19 protein-coding genes are annotated in these 23,626 nt (G+C 62.1%); 15 read left to right on the plus strand and 4 right to left on the minus strand.

Translation table 11 applies throughout. The features are described 5' to 3' along the window. Positions 1-38: 38 nt before the first annotated feature. Both HWE04_RS02840 and HWE04_RS02845 read right to left on the minus strand, forming a co-directional pair. The gene (locus tag HWE04_RS02840) at positions 39-1,007 is read right to left on the minus strand and encodes a 2-dehydro-3-deoxygalactonokinase (RefSeq protein ID WP_006713077.1); all 969 of its coding nucleotides are present in this window, start codon (positions 1,005-1,007) and stop codon (positions 39-41) included. Positions 1,008-1,022: 15 nt separating this feature from the next. Continuing rightward, positions 1,023-1,997, minus strand: a complete 975-nt coding sequence (locus HWE04_RS02845; RefSeq protein ID WP_077236652.1) for an aldose 1-epimerase — start codon at positions 1,995-1,997, stop codon at positions 1,023-1,025. A 536-nt stretch (positions 1,998-2,533) separates the two neighbouring features. On the opposite strand from HWE04_RS02845, the gene HWE04_RS02850 reads away from it, so the two are divergent. From HWE04_RS02850 to HWE04_RS02890, 9 genes are all read left to right on the plus strand, one after another. Then, on the plus strand, positions 2,534-3,508 hold the full coding sequence (locus HWE04_RS02850) for an ABC transporter substrate-binding protein (RefSeq protein ID WP_039876531.1): 975 nt from the start codon (positions 2,534-2,536) through the stop codon (positions 3,506-3,508). Positions 3,509-3,630: 122 nt separating this feature from the next. Then, positions 3,631-5,184, plus strand: coding sequence for a sugar ABC transporter ATP-binding protein (locus HWE04_RS02855; protein ID WP_077236650.1), 1,554 nt, complete (start codon positions 3,631-3,633; stop codon positions 5,182-5,184). A gap of 8 nt (positions 5,185-5,192) precedes the next feature. Beyond that, on the plus strand, positions 5,193-6,260 hold the full coding sequence (locus HWE04_RS02860; RefSeq protein WP_413444074.1) for an ABC transporter permease: 1,068 nt from the start codon (positions 5,193-5,195) through the stop codon (positions 6,258-6,260). Next, a complete protein-coding gene (gene yjfF / locus HWE04_RS02865) occupies positions 6,257-7,303 on the plus strand; it encodes a galactofuranose ABC transporter, permease protein YjfF (protein WP_241811427.1) in 1,047 nt (348 codons plus the stop codon). The genes HWE04_RS02860 and yjfF overlap by 4 nt, the downstream gene beginning before the upstream one ends. A 197-nt stretch (positions 7,304-7,500) precedes the next feature. Continuing rightward, complete coding sequence (chvE, locus tag HWE04_RS02870) at positions 7,501-8,574, plus strand: multiple monosaccharide ABC transporter substrate-binding protein (RefSeq protein WP_077236647.1); 1,074 nt, start codon at positions 7,501-7,503, stop codon at positions 8,572-8,574. Between the two features lie 205 nt (positions 8,575-8,779). After that, positions 8,780-10,336 (plus strand): multiple monosaccharide ABC transporter ATP-binding protein, encoded by a 1,557-nt coding sequence (gene mmsA / locus HWE04_RS02875; protein WP_102663052.1) that lies wholly within the window; start codon positions 8,780-8,782, stop codon positions 10,334-10,336. Positions 10,337-10,410: 74 nt separating this feature from the next. Then, the gene (gene mmsB, locus HWE04_RS02880) at positions 10,411-11,622 is read left to right on the plus strand and encodes a multiple monosaccharide ABC transporter permease (RefSeq protein ID WP_241811428.1); all 1,212 of its coding nucleotides are present in this window, start codon (positions 10,411-10,413) and stop codon (positions 11,620-11,622) included. A gap of 87 nt (positions 11,623-11,709) precedes the next feature. After that, complete coding sequence (locus HWE04_RS02885) at positions 11,710-13,467, plus strand: IlvD/Edd family dehydratase (RefSeq protein WP_241811429.1); 1,758 nt, start codon at positions 11,710-11,712, stop codon at positions 13,465-13,467. Positions 13,468-13,524: 57 nt separating this feature from the next. Further along, complete coding sequence (locus tag HWE04_RS02890; protein WP_077236644.1) at positions 13,525-14,310, plus strand: SDR family NAD(P)-dependent oxidoreductase; 786 nt, start codon at positions 13,525-13,527, stop codon at positions 14,308-14,310. A gap of 326 nt (positions 14,311-14,636) precedes the next feature. On the opposite strand, the gene HWE04_RS02895 is transcribed toward HWE04_RS02890, so the two are convergent. Further along, the gene (locus HWE04_RS02895; RefSeq protein WP_006465191.1) at positions 14,637-15,578 is read right to left on the minus strand and encodes a LysR family transcriptional regulator; all 942 of its coding nucleotides are present in this window, start codon (positions 15,576-15,578) and stop codon (positions 14,637-14,639) included. Positions 15,579-15,897: 319 nt separating this feature from the next. On the opposite strand from HWE04_RS02895, the gene HWE04_RS02900 reads away from it, so the two are divergent. Further along, a complete protein-coding gene (locus HWE04_RS02900) occupies positions 15,898-17,037 on the plus strand; it encodes a porin (RefSeq protein ID WP_006465190.1) in 1,140 nt (379 codons plus the stop codon). A gap of 181 nt (positions 17,038-17,218) precedes the next feature. Then, a complete protein-coding gene (locus HWE04_RS02905) occupies positions 17,219-18,100 on the plus strand; it encodes an SMP-30/gluconolactonase/LRE family protein (RefSeq protein ID WP_241811430.1) in 882 nt (293 codons plus the stop codon). Between the two features lie 21 nt (positions 18,101-18,121). On the opposite strand, the gene HWE04_RS02910 is transcribed toward HWE04_RS02905, so the two are convergent. After that, a complete protein-coding gene (locus HWE04_RS02910) occupies positions 18,122-19,012 on the minus strand; it encodes an IclR family transcriptional regulator (protein ID WP_241811431.1) in 891 nt (296 codons plus the stop codon). A gap of 410 nt (positions 19,013-19,422) precedes the next feature. Between HWE04_RS02910 and HWE04_RS02915 the strand changes: the two genes are divergently transcribed. From HWE04_RS02915 to HWE04_RS02930, 4 genes are all read left to right on the plus strand, one after another. Next, positions 19,423-20,700, plus strand: a complete 1,278-nt coding sequence (locus HWE04_RS02915) for an L-fuconate dehydratase (protein WP_241811432.1) — start codon at positions 19,423-19,425, stop codon at positions 20,698-20,700. Between the two features lie 53 nt (positions 20,701-20,753). Next, positions 20,754-21,530: an SDR family oxidoreductase gene (locus tag HWE04_RS02920; RefSeq protein WP_241811433.1), complete on the plus strand. Its 777-nt coding sequence runs from the start codon at positions 20,754-20,756 to the stop codon at positions 21,528-21,530. A 7-nt stretch (positions 21,531-21,537) separates the two neighbouring features. Beyond that, complete coding sequence (locus HWE04_RS02925) at positions 21,538-21,876, plus strand: L-rhamnose mutarotase (RefSeq protein ID WP_241811434.1); 339 nt, start codon at positions 21,538-21,540, stop codon at positions 21,874-21,876. Between the two features lie 167 nt (positions 21,877-22,043). Then, positions 22,044-23,594 (plus strand): sugar ABC transporter ATP-binding protein, encoded by a 1,551-nt coding sequence (locus tag HWE04_RS02930; protein ID WP_241811435.1) that lies wholly within the window; start codon positions 22,044-22,046, stop codon positions 23,592-23,594. The last annotated feature ends 32 nt before the right edge of the window (positions 23,595-23,626 follow it).

Raw genomic sequence — 23,626 nt, forward strand, 5'->3', positions numbered from 1 at the left:
TTTCTTCCGTGATGCGGTTGATGGTGACGACCTAGGCCTCAGGCGACCAGTCCGGCGTGGCGTGCCAGCACCCACAGCCCGACTTCGGTAGCGGCGTCGGCCTGGCTGACCGGTCCCAGACCGAACAGGTCCAGCGCGAGCTGGTAGCGGCGGCACAGACCGGCGTCGCCGATCAGGACGATGGCCGGCGCTTGGGCCGGGTACAGGGTTTTCAGGGCGGCCAGTTCATGGCCGATCAATAGGCCCGACAGGTAGTCCGGCTGCGCCTCGGCTGCCAGTTCGCCGGTCAGCCCGAGGGTGCGGCTGCTGAAGATGTTGGAGAGCACACCGCTCTTGCCTTCCGGCCCCAGCGCCACGCGCGCCCCACGCAGGAAGGCGGCATCATCGGCGGCATCGGGCTTGTGCATGGTGCGACCGAGGATGGTGTGGGCGCACAGGGCGCCGTAGACCTCGCCGGTCATGAAGGTGTCGAAATGCTCGATGCGGCCAGCGACCACGCGCACCCACTTCGAATGGGTGCCAGGCAGGCCGATCAGCAGCTCGCGCTCATGGCGTGTCTGCAGGGCGCCGATGACCTGGGTTTCCTCGCCGCGCATCACGTTGGGCAGGGTCGAGGCCTGCAGCAGGCCCGGCACGATCCACAGCGGACGGCCCAGGCCGGTATCGACCTCGGTCAGCTTGCTGCCGATCAGGTCGGGCGAGAGCGGCACGTTCAGGTAGGCGGCTTCGCGCCAGCCCTGCTTGCTGCCGACCATGCCGGCGGCAATCAGCGGCGCCTGCGGTGCAGCCTCCAGCCAGTCGCCGCAGGCGGCTTGCAGCGCGACGCGGTAGGGCGCGTGAGCGTCCTCACCATGCTCCACGGCGGGCAGGTTCATGATGCCCCAGGGATGAGCGCGGCGCTCGATCACCTGGCCGTTGCGGTCGAAGCGGTAGCAGCGCAGCGAGGAAGTACCCCAGTCGAGGGCGATCAGGGCGCAGTCTGTTTGGATATCTTGGTGGGTCGTCATGTTCGGTGCCGGGCGTCAGCGCGCCAGGCTGGTATGGTTCGTTTCGCTGCGTGCCTGTTCCTGGGCGATGTCGCAGACCGTGAAGCGGGTCAGCAGCACCATGTCTTCGCCCGGGGCCAGCGCGATCAGGCCGGGCTGGTTGGGCTGGTGGAAGGCATCGATGGGATGGGTCACCGGCTCCAGGCAGAAGTACGGCAGGCCATTGGGCCGGAACATCAGCACGTAACCGCTGCGGTCAGTGGTGTGCATCTGCAGGCGCAGGCCGCGGGTGGGGTCTTCGATCATGGCCAGGCCGTCCCAGCCCTCGAAGCAGTTATCGATCAGGCCGCCCTGCAACAGCGCCGGGCGGTTGTAGTCCCAGCCGGCCGGCAACTGGCGGCTGAAACCGGTGGGGATGCGATCAGGTCCGGACAGCCATACGCCGCGTGCGCGGAACTGCAGACGGGTATGAGCGTCGTGCAGGAAGTAGGGATGCAGGCCCAGGCCATAGGGCAGGGTCTCTTCGCCGGTGTTGGTGACCCGCAGTTCGATCTCCAGTGCATTCTCGCGCAGCGTCAGCACCTGGCGCGCCTGATAGACATAGGGATTGCCGTCGCAGCGCGCCGAGTCCAGCGCCAGGGTCATGCGGTCCTCGCTCTGGGCCACGATGCTCCAGGCCTGGCGCCAGCTGTCGCCATGGATGGGAAACGGTTCGCCAGCGCGGTTGGGCTGCAGCGGGTAATGCTTGCCATTGAAATCGAAACCGCCACCGGTAATGCGGTTGGACCAGGGCAGCAGCGGGAAGCAGGCTGTCGCGTAGAGCGCAGCCGGATCGGCGCTCCAGGGGCGCAGCAGTGGCAGCCACTTGCGCTCGCGCTGCCATTCCCACCCGGCCAATGCCCCGCCCAGCGCGGGGAGCACGTGCAGACGCTGACGCCCTGATTGCAGGGTATGGATTTCCGGCAGCCCCTTGGAGCCTGCGCGGTTGGCATCGGTTGCTCGGGATGGCATGGTGTCTCGTATCTTGTTATGGAGTGCGGCGCGCATCAGCGTTGCGGTGGTGCGGCGTCCCGTCGTGGGGACAGCGAAGTCGTCGGCAGGAAGAAGGAGTGGGCTCACGTGGATTCGCGCTCGGTCTTCAGGCTTGCGCTTCTAAAAAAATCTGGCTGATCCTATCACCGCCCTCCGATAGGGAATAATGAAAAAAACATCGCAAACGATATCAAAATTGGGCGGCGCCTGCTGCCCGCTGCAGCACCTGCGGGCATGCGCCGGCGCGGTGCAGCGGTAGGCCGATTTTCCCCAACGATGTGCGAAACGGTATCGAAAAACATTAAAAATTCATTGGATACCTATTGGTCGCTTGCCTAATATGGAGCGCGAATCAGGGACTTCACGGCCTTCCGGGAGTGCAGGGTCGTCCAGGATTTCAGCCGCACCGCGCCGCTTCCCGACTTCATACTTATAAATCAAACGCATTCCGGCGCAGCGCAACCCACGCATACAACAAAGGGAAGTCCACAATTCCCTGCCAACGGAGACTGACAATGAACTCGAAAAGAAGAGCGCTTCTGGGCGCGGCCATTTGCATGAGCCTGGGTAGCAGCGCCATGAGCCTTCCGGCTTTCGCTGCCGACAAACCGCTGACCATGGGCTTTTCCCAGGTGGGCGCCGAGAGTGAATGGCGCACTGCCAATACCGTATCCATCAAGGATGCTGCCAAGCAGGCCGGCGTCAATCTCAAATTCGCGGACGCCCAGCAGAAGCAGGAAAACCAGGTCAAGGCGATCCGCTCCTTCATCGCGCAAAAGGTGGACGTGATCGCCTTCTCGCCAGTGGTGGAATCGGGCTGGGAAACCGTGCTGCGTGAAGCCAAGGCCGCCAAGATCCCGGTCATCCTGACCGACCGTGCGGTCAACGTCACCGACAAGTCGCTGTATGTGACCTTCATCGGTTCGGACTTTGTCGAAGAAGGCCGCCGCGCCGGTCGCTGGCTGCTGGAAAAGGCCAAGTCCATGCCGGCAGGTGACATCAATATTGTCGAACTGCAGGGCACCGTCGGCTCGGCCCCGGCGATCGATCGCAAGACCGGCTTCGAGGAAGTCATCAAGGGCGAACCGCGCCTGAAGATCATCCGCTCGCAGACCGGCGACTTCACCCGCGCCAAGGGCAAGGAAGTGATGGAAGCCTTCCTCAAGGCCGAGGGCAAGAAGATCAACGTGCTCTACGCCCACAACGACGACATGGCCATCGGCGCCATCCAGGCCATCGAAGAGGCCGGCATGAAGCCGGGCAAGGACATCATCATCATCTCCATCGACGGCGTGAAGGGTGCCTTCGAAGCCATGATGGCCGGCAAGCTCAATGTGACCGTGGAATGCAGTCCGCTGCTGGGTCCGCAACTGATGCAGATCGCCAAGGACATCAAGGCCGGCAAGGAAGTGCCCAAGCGCATCACCACCGAGGAAAGCGTCTTCCCGGCCGAAGTGGCGGCCAAGGAATTCCCGAACCGCAAGTATTGAGATCGGCATGAAGGCAACACACCCGCCCTGGGCTTCAGGGCGGGTGTGTTGCTGGTCGGGCTGGTCGGACCTGGTGCGCATGCTGGCGCATGAGGTGTTGCGATGGTTTTGATGGAGTTGCGATGACGATGTCTGTCGGGGCGCAGGCGCGTCCCATGCTTGAATTGAGTGGTGTACACAAGGCATTCGCGGGCGTGAAGGCGCTCACCGATGTCGGCTTGCGTCTGTTCCCGGGGGAAGTGCATACCCTGATGGGACAGAACGGCGCAGGCAAGTCCACGCTGATCAAGGTGTTGACGGGTGTGCATGAGCCCGATCAGGGCAAGATCGAACTGGATGGCCGCGCCATTGCACCGGCCTCCACGCTGGAGGCCCAGGCGCTTGGCATCAGCACGGTCTACCAGGAAGTCAATCTGTGTCCCAATCTGTCGGTGGCCGAGAATATCTTCATCGGCCGCTATCCCAAGCGCTTCGGTCGGATCGACTGGAAAAGCGTCCACGCACAAGCCAGGCTGCTGCTGCAGCAGCAATTGCAGATCGATATCGATGTGGCTGCCCAGTTGTCGTCCTATCCGCTGGCGATCCAGCAGATGGTGGCGATCTCGCGTGCCCTGTCGGTATCGGCCAAGGTGCTGATCCTGGATGAGCCCACCTCCAGCCTGGACGAGGCCGAGGTCCAGCAACTGTTCAAGGTGCTGCGGCGCCTGCGCGAGCAGGGCATGGCGATTCTCTTCGTGACCCATTTCCTGGACCAGACCTACGAGATTTCGGACCGCATCACGGTACTGCGCAATGGGGTACGCGAAGGCGAATACCTGGTCGCCGACCTGTCGCGTCTGGAGCTGGTCAACAAGATGGTGGGCGTGACCGCAGTCGATCATCGCAAGGTCGAAGCCGGTGCCGAGGCCCTGGCCTCGGGGCTGTCAGCCGATGCGGCAGAGCAGGGCGAAGTCTTCCTGCAGGCCGACGGGTTCGGTCGGCGTGGCGTATTGGCGCCGCAGGACCTGGAATTGCGGCGCGGCGAAGTGTATGGCCTGTGCGGCCTGCTGGGCTCGGGACGGACCGAGATGGCGCGTCTGCTGTTTGGCGCCGACCGCGCCGATAGCGGCCAACTGCGCATCGAAGGTCGCGCCGTCAAACTCAATGTGCCGCGCGATGCGATTGCGGCCGGCATCGGTTTCTGTTCCGAGGACCGCAAGAAGGAAGGCGCGATCCTGGAATTGTCGGTGCGCGAAAACATCATCCTGGCGCTGCAGGCAAGGCAGGGCCTGTTCCGCGTGCTGCCGCGCAAGCGCCAGAACCAGATCGCCAGCGACTACGTCAAGTGGCTGGGCATCAAGACCGCCGACCTGGAAACCCCGATCGGCCTGCTGTCCGGCGGCAACCAGCAGAAGGCCTTGCTGGCGCGCTGGCTGGCGACCGACCCGGGCATGCTGATCCTGGATGAACCCACGCGCGGCATCGATGTGCGGGCCAAGCAGGAGATCATGGATTTCGTCATCGCCATGTGCCGCAAGGGCATGGCCATTCTTTTCATTTCCTCGGAGATTCCCGAGGTCCTGCGCTGCAGCGACCGTATGCTGGTGCTGCGCGACCGTCGTGCCTGTGGAGAATACCGTCGTGGTGAACTCGACGAGCAGACGGTCCTGCAGGTCATCGCGGGAGAGGCCGCATGAGTGCTTCCATGGATTCCAAACTGATTCCCGATGCCGCCACCCACGCTGGCGGGGCGGGCTGGACGGCGCTCTTGCGCCACCCGCTGGTACGTCCGCTGGCGGCACTGGCATTGTTGCTGCTGATCGATTTCCTGCTGGTGCCGGGCTTCTTCAGGCTGGAGATCAAGGATGGCCACCTGTATGGCGCGCTGATCGATATCGTCAACCGTGCCGCGCCGCTGATGCTGGCGGCACTGGGCATGACCCTGGTCATCGCCACGCGTGGCGTGGATATCTCGGTGGGCGCGGTGGTGGCCATTTCAGGCGCGGTCGCAGCGATCCTGATCGGCGGCAAGATGGTGGTGGTCAATGGTGTGCCGGAGTATGTGAGCAACGTACCGATGGTGTGGGCCCTGGCCGCAGCCATGGGCGCGGCATTGCTGTGCGGCGCCTGGAACGGCGTGCTGGTGGCCGGGCTGGGACTGCAGCCCATCATCGCCACGCTGATCCTGATGGTGGCCGGGCGCGGATTGGCGCAGTTGCTCACCGATGGCCAGATCGTGACGGTCTACTACAAGCCCTTCTTCTTCCTCGGCGGTGGTTACCTGTTCGGCCTGCCATTCTCGCTCTACATCGCCGTCGGCATGTTCCTGCTGCTGGCGCTGCTGATGAAGAAGACCGCCCTGGGCCTGTTCATCGAATCGGTCGGCATCAATCCGGTGGCTTCGCGCCTGGCCGGTATCCGCACGGCGGCGCTGATCTTCTTCGTCTATATGTTCTGCAGTGCCTGCGCCGGGCTGGCGGGCCTGATGATCGCGTCCAACATCAAGAGCGCCGACGCCAACAATGCCGGTCTGCTGCTGGAGCTCGATGCGATCCTGGCCGTCACCCTGGGTGGTACCTCGTTGGCCGGGGGCAAGTTCAGCCTGGTGGGCAGCGTCATCGGTGCGCTCATCATCCAGACCCTGACCTATACGATCTATTCGCTGGGGGTGCCGCCCGAGGTCAACATGGTGGTCAAGTCCATCGTGGTGTTCCTGGTCTGCCTGTCGCAGTCGCCGCAATTCCGTCGCATGTTGAGGATGTCCAAATCATGATGCTCGTTTCTTCCTTGCGGCGCGCTTCCCATGCGCCGTGGTTTACCTCCATGGTGACCGTGGTGTTGCTGGTGATCATGCTGCTTGCAGGGGCAGCAGGGTATGACGGTTTCCTGTCGCCGCAGGTGATGCTGAACCTGCTCATCGACAATGCCTTCCTGCTGGTGGTGGCCATCGGCATGAGCTTTGTCATCCTCTCCGGCGGCATCGACCTGTCGGTCGGTTCGGTGCTGGCGCTGACCACCATGGTGGCGGCCTTCCTGCTGCAGCACTGGCACTGGCCCCCGCTGCTGGTGATGGTCACGGTGCTGCTGATGGGCGCAGGCTTCGGCGCGGCCATGGGCGCGATGATCCACTACTTCAGGCTGCAGGCTTTCATCGTGACGCTGGCCGGCATGTTCCTGGCGCGCGGCCTGTGCTACCTCATCAGTATCGATTCCATTACCATCGACGATCCGTTCTTCACGGCCATGTCACAGACGCGCATCGAGTTCGCCGGCCTGTTCATCTCGCCCAGCGTGGTGATCGCCCTGATCGTGCTGGCCGTGGCCATCTGGATGGCGCACGGCACGCGCTTCGGCCGCGCCGTCTATGCCATTGGTGGTAGCGAAAGCTCGGCCATGCTGATGGGCTTGCCGGTGGCGCGCACCAAGGTCTTGGTGTATGCCTTCAGCGGTTTCTGCGCATCGGTGGGTGGTCTGCTGTTTTCGTTCTACATGCTGTCGGGCTATGGCCTGCATGCGCAGGGTGTGGAACTGGACGCGATTGCGGCCGTGGTCATCGGCGGCACCCTGCTCACCGGCGGCTACGGTTACGTGGCCGGCACGCTCACCGGCGTGCTCATCCTTGGCGTGATCCAGACCCTCATTGCCTTCGATGGCAGCCTCAGTTCCTGGTGGACCAAGATCTTCATTGGCGCACTCCTTTTCGTCTTTTGCGTGGCTCAACGCATCATTTCCCTGGGTGCCCTGCGCGGCAAACCGGCCGGATCGGCGAAAGCCGCGCCAGTCGGGGCTTCGGCGGGATTTTCTAAGCTTAGTTAAGATAACTTTACATAGAGGGAGTTATACCGAAAAACATATCCATTACGCTCAAAAAATCATTAGAAATGTATTGGTAAAGCAATTAATGTAGAGCCCGCAAAACAGTTGCTCTGCATGACATTCATCAGAAATCGCGGCGCTGTTTTAGAAATAACTACAACACGCCATTCCATAAATAGAGACTGGAGACTCGAAGCATGAAAATCAAATCGGTATTGACCGGGATCGCACTCGGCCTGGGCGTGACCCTGATGTCCATCAGCGCACAGGTGAGCGCACAGAGCAAGGCCCTGGTCGGCGTGGCCATGCCCACCAAGTCCTCGGCACGCTGGATCGCCGACGGCAACAACATGGTCAAGGTCCTGAAGGAAAAGGGCTACCAGACCGACCTGCAATACGCGGAAGACGACATCCCCAACCAGCTGTCCCAGATCGAGAACATGCTGACCAAGGGCGCCAAGGTGCTGGTGATCGCCGCCATCGACGGCACCACCCTGACCGACGTGCTGCAGAAGGCGGCCGACAAGGGCGTCAAGGTCATCGCCTATGACCGCCTGATCCGTGGTTCCAAGAACGTTGACTACTACGCCACCTTCGACAACTTCCAGGTCGGCGTGCTGCAGGCACAGTCGCTGGAAAAGGCCCTGGGCCTGAAGGAAGGCAAGGGTCCGTTCAACATCGAACTGTTCGGCGGTTCCTCGGACGACAACAACGCCTTCTTCTTCTACAACGGCGCCATGTCGGTCCTGAAGCCCTACATCGACAGCGGCAAGCTGGTGGTGCGCTCCAAGCAGATGGGCATGGACAAGGTCGCGACCCTGCGCTGGGATCCGGCTACCGCCCAGGCCCGTATGGATAACCTGCTGTCGGCCTTCTACACCAACGCCAAGGTCAATGCCGTGCTGTCGCCGTATGACGGCCTGTCCATCGGCATCCTGTCCTCGCTGCGCGGCGTGGGTTACGGTTCGCCGCAACAACCGTTCCCGTACGTTTCGGGTCAGGATGCGGAAGTGCCTTCGGTCAAGTCCATTATCCGTGGCGAGCAGTACTCCACCATCTTCAAGGACACCCGCGAACTGGCCAAGGTCACGGTCGGCATGGTTGATGCCGTCCTGGGTGGCAAGCAGCCCCAGATCAACGACACCAAGACCTACAACAACGGTGTGAAGGTCGTTCCGTCCTACCTGTTGAAGCCGGTCGTGGTCGACAAGTCGAACTGGAAGGAAATCCTGGTCGGCAGCGGTTACTACACCGAAGCCCAGCTGAAGTAAGCACTACCCGGGCGGCGTCGATGGCATCTGCTCTGCGCCGCCCGCTGAATCTTTCGCAGCACGCATACACACAAGATCAGCATAGTCCCGCCCTGTGCGGGACTAATACTTTCAGGAAGATGTGCTTGCACCAAAGCAATGCACACGAGATAAAAACTCCGGCTTGGCAGGGCTTCGCAAGACCGGCAGAAGAGAGGTCAGCATCATGAGCAACATTCTGGAAATGCGCGGCATCGAGAAGAGCTTCCCGGGTGTGAAGGCGTTGAACAACGTCAACCTGGCGGTGCGCGAAGGCGAGATCCATGCCATCGTCGGCGAGAACGGCGCCGGCAAGTCCACGTTGATGAAGGTGCTCTCGGGCGTGTACCCGCACGGTAGCTACTCGGGCGACATCGTCTACAAGGGTGAGGTGCGTGCCTTCAAGGATATCCGCGACAGTGAACACCTGGGCATCATCATCATCCACCAGGAGCTGGCACTGGTGCCGCTGCTGTCGGTGATGGAAAACCTGTTCCTCGGCAACGAGCAGGCCAGTGGCGGCGTGATCGACTGGGAGCAGTCCTATGTGCGCGCCAAGGCACTGCTGGCCAAGGTCGGCCTGAAGGAATCGCCCCAGACGCAGGTCGGTGACCTGGGCGTGGGCAAGCAGCAGCTGATCGAGATCGCCAAGGCGCTCTCCAAGGAAGTCAAGCTGCTGATCCTTGATGAACCGACCGCCAGCCTCAACGAAAGCGACTCCGATGCGCTGCTGGAATTGCTGCTGGAACTGAAGCGCCAGGGCATCGCCTCGATCCTGATCTCGCACAAGCTCAACGAAATTTCCAAGGTGGCCGACTCCATCACCGTGCTGCGCGACGGCACCACGGTCGATACCTTCGACTGCCGCGCTGAACCCATCAGCGAAGACCGTATCATCCAGCACATGGTTGGCCGCGAGATGGCCGACCGCTATCCCCAGCGTGATCCGCAGATCGGCGACGTGATCTTCGAAGTGCGCGACTGGCGCGTGCACCATCCGCTGCACAGCGACCGCCTGGCCATCAAGGACGTCAACATGACGGTACGCGCCGGCGAGATCGTCGGTATCGCGGGCCTGATGGGCGCCGGCCGTACCGAACTGGCCAAGAGCATCTTCGGCCGTGCCTACGGTAAGAAGATCAGTGGCAAGGTCTTCCTGCATGGCAAGGAAGCAGACCTGTCCACCATCCAGAAGGCCATCGACAAGGGCATCGCCTACGTCACGGAAGACCGCAAGGGCGACGGCCTGGTGCTGGAAGAAGACATCAAGAAGAACATCTCGCTGGCCAACCTGGGTGGCGTTTCCGAGCGTACTGTCATCGACGAGGCGCGCGAGTACAAGATTGCCGCCGACTTCAAGGCGCAGATGCGCATCCGCTGTTCCAGCGTGCTGCAGAAGGTGGTCAACCTCTCCGGCGGCAACCAGCAGAAGGTGGTGCTGTCGAAGTGGCTGTTCTCGCAACCCGAAGTGCTTATCCTGGACGAACCCACGCGCGGCATCGATGTGGGCGCCAAGTTCGAGATCTACAACATCATCAGCAAGCTGGCTGCCGAGGGCAAGTGCATCATCATGATCTCCTCGGAGATGCCGGAACTGCTGGGCATGTGCGACCGCATCTACGTCATGAACGAAGGCCAGTTCGTGGGTCATCTGCCCAAGGCTGAGGCCAGCCAGGAAAACATCATGCGCGCCATCATGCGCAACAAGCGCATCGACGATTCCGGCCTGTCCCAGGCCGCCTGAAACCCTGACACCAAGCCGGAGCCAAACCGGCGGCAACTATCATAAAGACCAGAGAGCACCAGAGGAGCAAGACAATGGAAAGCATTGACGTGAGCAAGAAGCCGGCCGTCGCCGGTGGCGCCGCCGAAAAGAAGGACTACGGCAGCTTCCTGAAGAACAACATGCGTGAATACGGCATGCTGATGTCGTTGGTGGCCATCATGGCCTTCTTCCAGATCATGACCGACGGCACGCTGATGCGTCCGCTGAACCTGACCAACCTGGTGCTGCAGAACAGCTACATCGTCATCATGGCGCTGGGCATGCTGATGGTGATCGTGGCCGGTCACATCGACCTGTCGGTGGGTTCGGTGGTGGGCCTGATCGGCGCGCTGGCGGCGGTACTGATGGTGGACTATGGCTGGGGCTTCGTGCCAGCTTCCATCGTCTGTCTGATCGCCGGTGGCCTGATCGGTGCGGCGCAGGGCTACTGGATCGCCTACTTCAAGATTCCCTCCTTCATCGTCACCCTGGCCGGGATGCTGGTCTTCAAGGGCATGGCGCTGGCGCTGCTGCAGGGCCAGTCGCTCGGCCCCTTCCCGCCGACCTTCCAGATGCTGTCCTCGGGTTTCATCCCTGAGCTGACCGACAGCACGGGTTTCCGTACCACCTCGCTGGTCGTCGGCATCCTGGCCGCCGTGGTGCTGGTGCTGGTCAAGCTGCATGGCCGTCGCAAGCAGACCAAGCATGGCATGGAAGATGAACCGGTCCTGTTCTTCCTGCTCAAGAACGGTATCTTCGCCGTGGCCATCATCGCCTTCAGCTACCTGCTGTCGACCTATCGCGGCATGCCCAACGTGCTGATCATCATGTTCGCGCTGATGGTGCTCTACACCTTCATCACCAGCCGCACCACCCTGGGCCGTCGTGTCTATGCGGTGGGCGGCAACGAGAAGGCGGCCAAGCTGTCCGGCATCAAGACCGAACGCGTGTCCTTCTTCACCTTCGTCAACATGGGCGTGCTGGCCGCGCTGGCCGGCCTGATCTTCGCGGCCCGCCTGAACACCGCCACTCCCAAGGCTGGTCTGGGCTTCGAGCTGGACGTGATCGCGGCCTGCTTCATCGGTGGCGCATCGGCCTCGGGCGGCGTGGGCAAGGTGATGGGCGCGGTCATCGGCGCCTTCGTGATGGGCGTGATGAACAACGGCATGTCCATCATGGGCATCGGCATCGACTACCAGCAGATGATCAAGGGCTTCGTGCTGCTGATGGCCGTGTGCTTCGACGTCTACAACAAGAACAAGTAATCCGGATGAGCAAGGCGGGCAGGGTTGCCCGCCTTTTGCATTCGGGACCACCAGATCCTTTCGTTTCCTTCAGTCAGGAATTCAACAATGAGTAGCGATAAAAAAGACAAGAGCCGCACCCTGCGCTCGGCCGGCTGGTTCGGCACTGCCGACAAGAACGGCTTCATGTACCGCAGCTGGATGAAGAACCAGGGCATCCCCGATCACGAATTCCAGGGCAAGCCGGTCATCGGCATCTGCAACACCTGGTCGGAACTGACGCCCTGCAATGCGCACTTCCGCAAGATCGCCGAACACGTGCGTCGCGGCATCATCGAAGCCGGTGGCTTCCCGGTGGAGTTCCCGGTGTTCTCCAATGGCGAATCCAACCTGCGCCCGACCGCCATGCTGACCCGCAACCTGGCCAGCATGGATGTGGAAGAATCGATCCGCGGCAATCCCATCGACGGCGTGGTGCTGTTGACCGGCTGCGACAAGACCACCCCGGCCCTGCTGATGGGCGCTGCCAGCTGCGACGTGCCGGCCATCGTCGTGACCGGTGGCCCGATGTTGAACGGCAAGCACCAGGGCCGTGACATCGGTTCCGGCACGGTGGTGTGGCAACTGTCGGAGCAGGTCAAGGCCGGTGAGATCACTATCCACGACTTCATGGCCGCCGAAGCCGGCATGTCGCGCTCGGCCGGTACCTGCAACACCATGGGCACCGCTTCCACCATGGCCTGCATGGCCGAGTCGCTGGGCGTGTCGCTGCCGCACAATGCGGCCATTCCGGCCGTTGATGCGCGCCGCTACGTGCTCGCGCACCTGTCCGGCATGCGCATTGTCGACATGGTCTGGGAAGGCCTGACCCTGTCCAAGATCCTGACCCGCAAGGCCTTCGAGAACGCCATCCGCACCAATGCAGCCATCGGTGGCTCCACCAATGCCGTGATCCACTTGAAGGCCATCGCCGGCCGCATCGGCGTGGACCTGGAACTGGAAGACTGGACCCGCATCGGCCGTGGCACTCCGACCATTGTCGACCTGCAGCCCTCGGGCCGCTACCTGATGGAAGAGTTTTACTACGCCGGTGGTCTGCCTGCCGTGCTGCGCCGCATGGGCGAAGCCGACATGCTGCCGCACAAGGATGCGCTGACCGTCAACGGCCAGACCATGTGGGACAACGTCAAGGATGCGCCGATCTACAACGATGAAGTGGTGCGGCCGCTGGCCAAGCCGCTGATCGAGGATGGCGGCATCTGCATCCTGCGCGGCAACCTGGCGCCACGCGGCGCGGTCTTGAAGCCCTCGGCCGCCACGCCTGAACTGATGAAGCATCGCGGCCGTGCCGTGGTGTTCGAAGACTTCAACCACTACAAGGAACGCATCAACGATCCCGACCTGGATGTCGACGCCTCCTGCGTGCTGGTGATGAAGAACGTCGGCCCCAAGGGTTACCCCGGCATGGCCGAAGTGGGCAACATGGGCTTGCCGCCCAAGGTGCTGGCCACGGGTGTGAAGGACATGGTGCGCATCTCGGACGCCCGCATGAGCGGTACCGCCTATGGCACCGTGATCCTGCACGTGGCGCCGGAAGCCGCTGCCGGTGGGCCGCTGGGCATCGTCCAGGATGGTGACTTCATCGAACTGGATGCCTACGCCGGCAAGTTGCAGCTCGACATCAGCGACGAGGAAATGCAGCGTCGCCTGGCCGAACGCGCCAAGGTGCTGGCCGAACGCAAGCCGGAGATGGTCGGCGGCTACCAGTCCCTGTACGTGGACCGCGTGCTGCAGGCCGACGAAGGTTGCGACTTCGACTTCCTGGTCGGTTGCCGTGGCGCGGCCGTTCCCAAGCACTCGCACTGATCCATCACGACAAGACAGCGCCGGTGTCGGCATGACACCGGCCAGCAAGGAAACCTCATGAGCAACACTCCCCAGAACGTGCAGCTGGCGACTTTCCCCAGCCTGAAGGGCAAGCGTGTCTTCATTACCGGCGGTGGCACCGGCATCGGTGCAGCCATTGTCGAAGCATTTGCGCAGCAGGGCGCGCACGTGGCCTTCGTCGATATCGCCCGCGAAGCCAGCGAGACACTGTGCAATGAGCTGGCCAGCGCCGGCTATCCCAAGCCGCTGTTCCGCCATTGCGACCTGCGCGACATCCCGGCATTCCAGAAGACCATTGCCGAGCTGCAGGGCGAGCTTGGCGACTTCGATGTGCTGGTCAACAATGCCGCCAATGACGAACGTCACAAGCTGGAAGACGTGACCCTCGATTACTGGAACGACCGCATCGCCATCAACCAGCGTCCGTCCTTCTTCGCCGTGCAAGCGGTGGTGGACGGCATGAAGCGTCGTGGCGGTGGCTCCATCATCAACTTCAGTTCCATCAGCTGGCATCAGTCCAGCGGCGGATTCCCGGTGTACACCACGGCCAAGGCCTCGACCCTGGGCCTGACCCGCGGACTGGCGCGCGACCTTGGTCCGCACAAGATCCGCGTCAACACGGTCACGCCGGGTTGGGTCATGACCGAACGCCAGATCAAGTTGTGGCTGGATGAAGAAGGCAAGAAGGCCATAGCCCGCAACCAGTGCCTGCAGGAGGACCTGCTGCCCTGGCACCTGGCGCGCATGGTCCTGTTCCTGGCCGCTGACGACAGTGCGATGTGTACCGCGCAGGAATTCATCGTCGATGCTGGCTGGGTGTGAGGCAGCAATGACCGCCCGATATCCCGTCGGCGCGGATCTTGAAAAAGAGTCGCCATTTGGCGACTCTTTTTTTTGTGATGCAGCCACATTCTCGTGTGGGTGATGCAGAGCTGTCATACAACTCGGAAAAAACTTAGTTTTTATCCGGTTTGTAGTGTTGTTTTTTTGCTGCGATTTTTTAATGAATTGGTGCGCCTGGAATTGTTTCGAGCAGCCCTATTTTTGAATTTTCAGATCGGCTTACTCTTCCTTACATTTCTTAATAAAACTCGGCGCAGTTCCGCCACCCCGTGATCGCATAATGCGCGGGTTGGCGAGGAGGTGAATCAGTAGATCATCTTGGCCACTTCGCGGATGGCCTGCAGCACCAGATTGGCACCCGGCGAGAGCAGGTTGTCCTGGCGGGTGATGATGCCGAAGCCGGCCATGCGGCAGGGCAGCTCGATGGGCAGGATGTCCATCAGGCGCGCCTGGGTGTAATAACGCGCCACTTCAGTGGGCATGGCGTAGATGAAATCGGTCTGCTGCAACAGACTGGTGATGAACAGGATGGCCGTGGTGTCGACTACGTTGGAGGGCGGCGCCAGGCCTTGTTCGCGGAACATCTGGTCGCAGCGCGCACGCAGGATGCTGCCCTTGGGCGCCATGATCCAGGCTTCGCCGGCGAGGTCGGCCAGGCTCAGGTCGTTGCGGGTGTGGAAGGGATGTCCCACCCGGGCCACGGCGCACACCGGCTCGTCGGCCAGCTCTTCATAGAGCAGGCCGCTGCGGGCTTCCTCGTCGAGGATGCGGCCGATGATGAAGTCCAGTTCGCCATGCAGCAGACGCGACAGCAGGATGTTGCTGCTTTCCACTTCGACGCCGATACGCAACATCGGCGCCTGTTCCTTCACGCGGGCGATGGCTGGCGGCAACAATGCCATGCCGGGCGAAAGAATCACGCCCACATCGACCTGGCCGGACAGGCCGGACTTCAGTGCCACGATGTCTTCATGCGCCTTGGACAGGCTGGTCAGGGCCATGCGCGCATGGCGGATCATGGCCTCGCCATAGATGGTGGGCCGCATGCCACGGGGCAGGCGCTCGAAGAGGGACACGCCCAGCATGTCTTCGAGGTCCTTCAACTGCTTGGAGGCGGCCGGCTGCGTCATATTGAGTTCGCTGGCGGCGCGATGGATGTTGCGGGTGTCGTCGAGGGCGATGAGCAGAAGGAGTTGGCGTGTCTTCAATCGCGCCCGCAGAAACCAGTTCGGGTCACTGTTTTTCATAAGTCTCCGGGGACGGTGTTCTCAATTTTTTCAATGATTTTTTTATTAGAAATTCATGATATCAAATCGCATATCGGAATTGCTAAAGATTTCATTGGAAAGACATGAACCGAATACTTAGTATCTAGCCACATTCCGGACTGTACAGGACAACGACCAAAGGGCCGGAATGAAAGAAGAGAAGGTCGGGCAGCATCAAAACAAAAAGTTGGAAGACCGTCAGGAGTCCGTCAGGATTCAAGGGGTCTGAAGTGCAAAGCTGCACGACCAAGCCCACCGACGACAAAAATTTAAACGGCAATATCCACGGAGACTATTCATGAAGCAAGTGAAGCCATCCTTTATTGGAGCAAAGACCCTGTGCGCGCTCGCGCTGATGGGAGCGTTCTCGGCACAGGCGCAGGCGCAAAGCAGTGTCACCATCTACGGTCGCGTCGTGGCCGGTGTTGATTTCCTGACCAATGCTGGCACCAACGGCCAAGGTACGCGCTGGAGCGCTGCGAACAACCAATGGGGCACCAGCATGATCGGCTTCAAGGGCACGGAAGACCTGGGCGGCGGTACCAATGCCTTCTTCCTGCTGGAGTCCGGTTTCAACTCGACCAAGGGCGGTTTCAACGGTTCCGACACCAGCAACGGTTCGGCACTGTTCAATCGTCGTTCCTATGTCGGCCTGTCCTCGGCCACCGCCGGTTCCGTCAAGTTCGGTAAGAACCTGTTCATCAACAATGATGTCTGGTTCCTCGACCCGACCGGCCAGCAGGCCATCGGCACCGCCAGCCTGGTCAACGGCCGCAACTGGCCCGGCGCCAGCAACATCATCGAGTACAACAGCCCGGATATGGCTGGCTTCACCGTCAACCTGCAGACCAGCCTGGGCGAAAAGCCGGGTTCGTTCAGCGGTGGCGTCCCCAACGCGGGTAGCAGCGACGGCCGCAAGGACGGTATCTCGCTGGCCTACCAGAAGAACGGCCTGGAACTGCGCGTGATCTATGACACCGTGCGCGACGCCAACGGCAACTACAGCGACATCTGGAGCCATTCCAAGGAGCTGATCGTCGGCGGTACCTACAAGTTCGACAAGCTGAAGATGTTCGCTGGCTGGGAAAACCTGCGTGCCAACGCAGCCGCCGCTGGGGCTCCGGACCGCGCGAACCACTACTGGATCGGCGCCAACTATGACGTGACCCCGCAATTCCAGCTGGTCGGTGGCTGGTTCCACGTCAACGCCAACAACGCACGTGTTGACGCTGCCGGCAACGGCAACGGCGGTGGTACTGCCAACATGTACATGGCCGGTATCAACTACTTCCTGTCCAAGCGCACCCTGCTGTATGTTGACGTCGGTACCGTTCGTAACGGCACCGGTGCCACCCACGCACTGGAAAACGGCGGCAACGTCGGTCCTTCGGGCCTGAAGCAGAACGGCGGCTACTTCGGTATCGCCCACTCGTTCTGATGTAACGATCTAGTAGTATCTGTAATCCTTCCTGAGGTGGTCTTGATGTAGTTGAGGGTGGGCGCAAGCCCACCCTTTTTTGTCTTGTGGCCGGCGCACACGGGCGTGGCCGGGACACTGACATTGTTTTATATCGTTTATTTCATTTATCTTATTTAATTGATTTGCAGGCGGAAACCCGATGAATGCGCAATTGCTGGTCGACGGACATCATGAACTGGGCGAAGGCGTCCTCTGGTGCGAACGCTCGCAAACGGTCTTCTGGACCGATATCCACGCTTCGCGCCTGTGGAACCACGATCCGCAAAGCGGCGCCACGCGCAGCTGGCCCATGCCTGAGCGGCTGTGCTGCTTCGCCTTTACCGCCGATCCCGAGCGCCTGCTGATCGGTCTGGCATCGCGCCTGGCTTTCTTCAATCTCGGTACCGGCGCCATCACGCCGATCTGCCGCATCGAGGATGACCTGCCGACCACGCGCCTGAACGACGGTCGTTGCGACCGCCAGGGCCGCTTCGTCTTCGGCACCCTCAACGAGGACGTCGGCCGCGCACCCATTGCCAGCTTCTATCGCCTCAATGCCGACCTGAGCCTGGAGCGCCTGCCGCTGCCGGGCATCGCCATTTCCAACAGCATCTGCTTCAGTCCCGATGGCACGCGCATGTATCACTGCGATTCCATGGAAGGCAAGATCATGGTCTGCGACTATGATCCGGCTTCCGGCGCCATTGCCCACCAGCGCGTGTTCGCCGATCTGGCGCAACAGCCGGGCGGCCCCGATGGTTCCACCGTGGACGCCGACGGCCATGTCTGGAACGCGCAGTGGGGTGGGGCGCGGGTAGTGCGCTTTACGCCCGATGGCCGCATCGATCGCATCGTCGACATGCCGACCGCCCAGCCTTCCTGTGTGGCCTTCGGCGGCGCGGCGCTCGATACGCTGTTCGTCACCTCGGCGCATGAAGGCATGAGCGCCCGGCAGCGCGAGCAGGATGCATTGGCCGGTGCGCTTTTCGCCGTGCCGGAGAGCGGCGTGCGTGGCCTGCCGGAAGTGCGTTTCGCCGGCTAGCACCGGCAGCTGGCGCCAGCCTCAGGCGCCGAAGCTGGAATCCCCCATCAGTCGCGACAGCCGCGCCGAAATCTCCTGGACGATGCCTTGCACCTCGTCCAGGCTGGGGTTGACCTTCTTGTCGATGCGTTCGATATAGGGCACATTGAGTGCAGCCAGCATGCGGTTGTTGGCCCCCATCACCGGATAGGACAGGTTGATCACGCCCCGGATCTGCCGGCTCTCCATGCGCGAATGCCCGCGCTTGCGGGTGTCCTCGATCTGCCGCATCAGCTGCGCCGTCCCGATCTCCTGTTCACCATCCATGCGCACATGCGCGGCCAGCATGCTGGCCTGTTCGGCCTGGTCGCGGAAGGCCAGCAGCACATGGCCGGAAGCCGTATCCGTCAGGCTCACCAGCGCCCCCACCTTGAGCCCGAAGGCCCAGCGTTCGGGGCTGTCCACCTGCGCCACCACGATCACCCGTCCGGCCTCATAGACTGTCAGATGTGTCGATTGCATGGAGCGGTTGGCCAGCTCGCGCATGTGGGGCAGGGCGGTGCTGACCAGGGAGCGTATCGGCTGGTGATGGTGTGCCAGCTCGAACAGCTTCAGTGACAGCCGGTAGTGGTCGTTGTCGGCGATCAGGTAACCACGCTGCTCCAGCGTCACCACCATGCGGAAGATCTCGTTGACGCTGCGACCCAGCTGGCGCGAGATCTGGTTCAGCGTCAGCATCTGCTCCGAGCGGCTCAACAGTTCCAGGATATCCAGTCCCTTGTCCAGCGCTGGCGCGGCATAGCGCGTCTTGCCGCTGTTGCCGTCATGGCCGCTGTCGCTACCCATCTCATTGTCGTCGTTGATCGCGGCGGCGGCCGCTGCGGTCTGCGGCGCAGGGGCGTCGGAAGGATTGATTTTCCTGGTTCTGGGCATGGCAGCCTGGGTATCGTTAGCGGGCAGGAGGGCGGAAACAGAAGGGTGAATCCGCCGGTTTCTGGGGCCGGATTGTAGGGGATTTTTGATGGATGACGTGTTTTATTTGTAAAATTATTTTTTATAGATCGCTCCGATGCTGAGGTGGAGACATCCCTAAATCGATATCGATCGATACCGAAACTTCATCAGGCTGGCTCGGCAATAAGAGGATAATCGAGGTTATGCTGTGTCGCTCACAGATAAAAATAAATTTTATTTGTGAGTAAAACGAACAAGGGGCCAGTCCCCGGAGACGACGACAACAGGCGGCCGCCCCCTAGCGGTCAGCCCGCCGACCAGCGGCAAGCAGAGGCAGCGCCCGAGCCCGAGGCGCTACCCGTCCCGCAGCGGCATCACGCTAGAGACCGATGACCAAGATTACCGCCATGCGCGTGCTGGACGTGCGCTTTCCCACTTCGCAATCACTGGACGGTTCGGATGCGATGAATCCGGACCCGGACTATTCCGCCGCCTACGTCATCCTCGACACCGACCACCCGCAACTGAAAGGCCACGGCCTGACCTTCACCATCGGTCGCGGCAATGAAATCTGCTGCGCCGCCATCCGCGCCATGGAACATCTCGTGGTCGGTCTGGATCTGGAATGGATCGCCGCCGACATGGGCCGCTTCTGGCGTCACGTCACCTCCGACAGCCAGCTGCGCTGGATCGGCCCGGACAAGGGCGCCATCCACCTGGCCACCGGCGCGGTAGTCAATGCCGCCTGGGACCTGTGGGCCAAGGCCGAAGGCAAGCCGGTATGGAAGCTGGTGGCCGACATGACGCCCGAGGAGCTGGTACGCACCATCGACTTCCGCTACATCACCGATTGCATCACCGCCGACGAGGCCCTGGCCCTGCTGCGCGAGAAGGAAGGGGGCAAGGCCGAGCGCCTGCGCATCCTGCAGCAGGAAGGCTATCCCTGCTACACCACCTCGGCCGGCTGGCTGGGCTATGACGACGCCAAGCTGCGCCGCCTGTGCCAGGAAGCCATCGACCAGGGCTTCAACCATGTCAAGCTCAAGGTCGGGCGCGACCTGGCCGACGACAAGCGTCGCGTCACCATCGCCCGTGAAGTACTGGGCCCGCAGCGTCATCTGATGATCGACGCCAACCAGGTCTGGGAAGTGGACCAGGCCATCGACTGGGTCAAGCAGCTGGCGTTTGCCAAGCCCTGGTTCATCGAGGAACCGACCAGCCCGGATGACGTGGAAGGTCACCGCAAGATCCGTGCAGGCATCGGCGCAGTCAAGGTCGCCACCGGCGAGATGTGCCAGAACCGCGTGCTGTTCAAGCAGTTCATCATGCGCGACGCCATCGACGTGGTGCAGATCGACTCCTGCCGTCTGGGTGGCGTCAACGAGATCCTGGCCGTCATGCTGATGGCCGCCAAGTACGGCAAGGTGGTCTGCCCGCATGCCGGCGGCGTGGGTCTGTGCGAATACGTACAGCACCTGTCGATGATCGACTATCTGTGCATCTCCGGTTCCAAGGAGGGACGCGTGACCGAATACGTGGATCACCTGCACGAGCATTTCGTCGACCCCTGCGTGATCCGCAACGCGGCCTACGTGCCGCCCAGCCTGCCGGGCTTCTCGATCGAGATGAAGCCGGAATCGCTGGAGCAGTACCGCTTTCGCGGCTAGCCCCCGGCAAGTGGCGGCGTCAGGAAATGATATAAAACATAACGGAGACTGAAGTGGATCTGAACCTGCAAGACAAGGTCGTCATCGTGACCGGCGGTGCCTCCGGCATTGGTGCGGCGATCAGCATGCAACTGGCCGCCGAAGGCGCCATTCCGGTGGTCTTTGCGCGTAGCGAACCGGAGCCGCAATTCTGGACCCGGCTGACTGCGCTGCAGCCGCACGCCACCCTGTTCCAGCTGGAATTGCAGGACGAAGCCCGCTGTGCCCAGGCCGTGGCCGAGACGGTGCAGCGCTTCGGTCGTCTGGACGGTCTGGTCAACAATGCCGGCGTCAACGACAGCGTCGGCCTGGAAGCGGGCCGCGACCAGTTCGTCGCTTCGCTGGAACGCAATCTGATCCATTACTACGTGATGGCCCATTACTGCGTACCGCACCTGAAGGCTACGCGCGGCGCCATCGTCAATGTCTCGTCCAAGACCGCGCTCACCGGCCAGGGCAATACCAGCGGCTATTGCGCCTCCAAGGGCGCGCAGCTGTCGCTGACCCGGGAATGGGCGGCGGCACTGCTGGCCGACGGCGTGCGCGTGAATGCGCTGATCCCGGCCGAGGTGATGACGCCCCTCTATGAACGCTGGATCGCCACCTTCGATCACCCCGAGGAAAAGCTCGCCGCCATCACCAGCAAGATCCCGCTGGGCAAGCGCTTCACGACCTCCGAGGAAATGGCGGACATGGCCGTCTTCCTGCTCTCCGGGCGCTCGTCGCATACCACCGGGCAGTGGATTTTCGTCGATGGGGGTTACACCCATCTCGACCGTGCCCTGAGCTGAGGCCCGTATGCGTACCGTGCTGGCACTGGACCTGAAGGACGACCCCGCGCTCATCGCCGAGTATGAACAGCATCACCGGCGCATCTGGCCCGAGATCGCGCAGCACCTGAAGCAGCAGGGGGTGACCGGCATGGAAATCTACCGTCTCGGTACCCGCATGATGATGGTGATGGAAACCGATGACGCCGTCTTCGACGCCGTAGCAATGGCAGCGGCGACCGACACCGATCCTCGGGTGCGCGCCTGGGAGGAACTGATGTGGCGTTTCCAGGCGCCCACACCCTGGACGCCGGCCGGACAGAAATGGGTGCCGATGACGCGCATCTTCGATCTGTCCGAGCAATAGGACCAGGACCCGTACCGGAAGGTGCGGACCATTTCCTGCCCGCAGTGGCAGGTTGTAAATGATGTAGTGCAAGTGACACGTAGCACGCAGCAGGCAGCGACCGCAGAGTCGCGTCAACGATGGCCCCGGCAGCAAGGGCCGGCAATGCATCCGCATCCGAGGTGAGCATGCAACAAGATAACGAGACATCCAGACCATCCCCCGCAGCGGCGCCCCCGCTGATCGCGCTGCGTAACGTCAGCAAGCGCTTTCCCGGCGTACTGGCGCTGGACAACTGCCAGTTCGACCTGGTCGCCGGCGAGGTACACGCCCTGATGGGCGAGAACGGCGCCGGCAAGTCGACGCTGATGAAAATCCTTTCCGGCGTCTACCAGTGCGACAGCGGCGAGATCCTCCTCGACGGCAAACCGGTGCAGATCGGTGAGCCGCGCCAGGCGCAGGCGTTGGGCATCGGCATCATCCATCAGGAACTGAACCTGATGAACCACCTGTCGGCGGCGCAGAACATCTTTATCGGTCGCGAGCCGCGCAAGGCGTTCGGCCTGATCATTGATGAAGACCAGTTGAATCGCCAGACCGCTGCCATCTTTGCCCGCATGCGCCTTGAGATGGACCCGCGCACGCCGGTGGGCGAACTGACCGTGGCGCGCCAGCAGATGGTGGAAATCGCCAAGGCCCTTTCCTTCGATTCACGCGTGCTCATCATGGACGAACCGACGGCGGCCCTGAACAACGCCGAGATCGCCGAGCTGTTCCGCATCATCCGCGACCTGCAGGCGCAGGGCGTGGGTATTGTCTATATCTCGCACAAGATGGACGAGCTGCGTCAGATCGCCGACCGCGTCAGCGTCATGCGCGATGGCCGCTACATCGCCACCGTGCCGATGCAGGGGACTTCGATGGACAGCATCATTTCCATGATGGTCGGCCGCTCGCTGGAGGGCGAGCAACGTACTCCGCCGGATACCTCCGCCAACGAAGTGGTGCTGGAAGTGCGCGGGCTCAACCGCGGTCGCGCCATCCGCGATGTCAGCTTCCAGTTGCGCAAGGGCGAGATCCTCGGCTTTGCCGGTCTCATGGGCGCCGGCCGCACCGAGGTGGCGCGCGCCATCTTCGGTGCCGACCCGCTGGAGTCCGGCGAGATCATCATCCACGGTGGCAAGGCCGAGATCCGCCAGCCGGCCGACGCCGTGGCGCATGGCATTGGCTACCTCTCGGAAGACCGCAAGCACTTCGGGCTGGCGGTGGGCATGGATGTGCAGGCCAACATCGCGCTCTCCAGCATGGGCCGCTTCACCCGCGCCGGTTTCATGAACCAGCGTGCCATCCGCGAAGTGGCGCAGGGCTATGTGCGGCAACTGGCGATCAAGACGCCGTCGGTGGAACAGCAGGCACGCCTGCTCTCGGGCGGCAACCAGCAGAAGATCGTGATTGCCAAGTGGCTGCTGCGGGACTGCGACATCCTGTTCTTCGATGAACCCACGCGCGGCATCGACATCGGCGCCAAGAGCGAAATCTACAAGCTCCTCGACGCCCTGGCCGAGCAGGGCAAAGCGATCGTGATGATCTCTTCCGAACTGCCGGAGGTCTTGCGCATGAGCCATCGCGTACTGGTGATGTGCGAAGGTCGCATCACCGGCGAGCTCACTCGCGCCGAGGCGACCCAGGAAAACATCATGCAACTGGCCACGCAGCGCGAACCGGCGGTGGCGCACTAGCCGGTCGGGCCGCACTGCGATCCAACCCCTAT

Origin of the sequence: Herbaspirillum sp. C7C2 (assembly GCF_022627865.1) — a bacterium.
GTDB classification, from domain to species: domain Bacteria; phylum Pseudomonadota; class Gammaproteobacteria; order Burkholderiales; family Burkholderiaceae_D; genus Herbaspirillum; species Herbaspirillum frisingense.

Excerpts from the sequence above, each read along its gene's own strand:
- HWE04_RS02840 (WP_006713077.1), bottom strand. The coding sequence starts at position 1,007 with ATGACGACCCACCAAGATATCCAAACAGACTGCGCCCTGATCGCCCTC.
- HWE04_RS02845 (WP_077236652.1), bottom strand. The coding sequence starts at position 1,997 with ATGCCATCCCGAGCAACCGATGCCAACCGCGCAGGCTCCAAGGGGCTG.
- HWE04_RS02850 (WP_039876531.1), top strand. The coding sequence starts at position 2,534 with ATGAACTCGAAAAGAAGAGCGCTTCTGGGCGCGGCCATTTGCATGAGC.
- HWE04_RS02855 (WP_077236650.1), top strand. The coding sequence starts at position 3,631 with ATGACGATGTCTGTCGGGGCGCAGGCGCGTCCCATGCTTGAATTGAGT.
- HWE04_RS02860 (WP_413444074.1), top strand. The coding sequence starts at position 5,193 with ATGGATTCCAAACTGATTCCCGATGCCGCCACCCACGCTGGCGGGGCG.
- yjfF (WP_241811427.1), top strand. The coding sequence starts at position 6,257 with ATGATGCTCGTTTCTTCCTTGCGGCGCGCTTCCCATGCGCCGTGGTTT.
- chvE (WP_077236647.1), top strand. The coding sequence starts at position 7,501 with ATGAAAATCAAATCGGTATTGACCGGGATCGCACTCGGCCTGGGCGTG.
- mmsA (WP_102663052.1), top strand. The coding sequence starts at position 8,780 with ATGAGCAACATTCTGGAAATGCGCGGCATCGAGAAGAGCTTCCCGGGT.
- mmsB (WP_241811428.1), top strand. The coding sequence starts at position 10,411 with ATGGAAAGCATTGACGTGAGCAAGAAGCCGGCCGTCGCCGGTGGCGCC.
- HWE04_RS02885 (WP_241811429.1), top strand. The coding sequence starts at position 11,710 with ATGAGTAGCGATAAAAAAGACAAGAGCCGCACCCTGCGCTCGGCCGGC.
- HWE04_RS02890 (WP_077236644.1), top strand. The coding sequence starts at position 13,525 with ATGAGCAACACTCCCCAGAACGTGCAGCTGGCGACTTTCCCCAGCCTG.
- HWE04_RS02895 (WP_006465191.1), bottom strand. The coding sequence starts at position 15,578 with ATGAAAAACAGTGACCCGAACTGGTTTCTGCGGGCGCGATTGAAGACA.
- HWE04_RS02900 (WP_006465190.1), top strand. The coding sequence starts at position 15,898 with ATGAAGCAAGTGAAGCCATCCTTTATTGGAGCAAAGACCCTGTGCGCG.
- HWE04_RS02905 (WP_241811430.1), top strand. The coding sequence starts at position 17,219 with ATGAATGCGCAATTGCTGGTCGACGGACATCATGAACTGGGCGAAGGC.
- HWE04_RS02910 (WP_241811431.1), bottom strand. The coding sequence starts at position 19,012 with ATGCCCAGAACCAGGAAAATCAATCCTTCCGACGCCCCTGCGCCGCAG.
- HWE04_RS02915 (WP_241811432.1), top strand. The coding sequence starts at position 19,423 with ATGACCAAGATTACCGCCATGCGCGTGCTGGACGTGCGCTTTCCCACT.
- HWE04_RS02925 (WP_241811434.1), top strand. The coding sequence starts at position 21,538 with ATGCGTACCGTGCTGGCACTGGACCTGAAGGACGACCCCGCGCTCATC.
- HWE04_RS02930 (WP_241811435.1), top strand. The coding sequence starts at position 22,044 with ATGCAACAAGATAACGAGACATCCAGACCATCCCCCGCAGCGGCGCCC.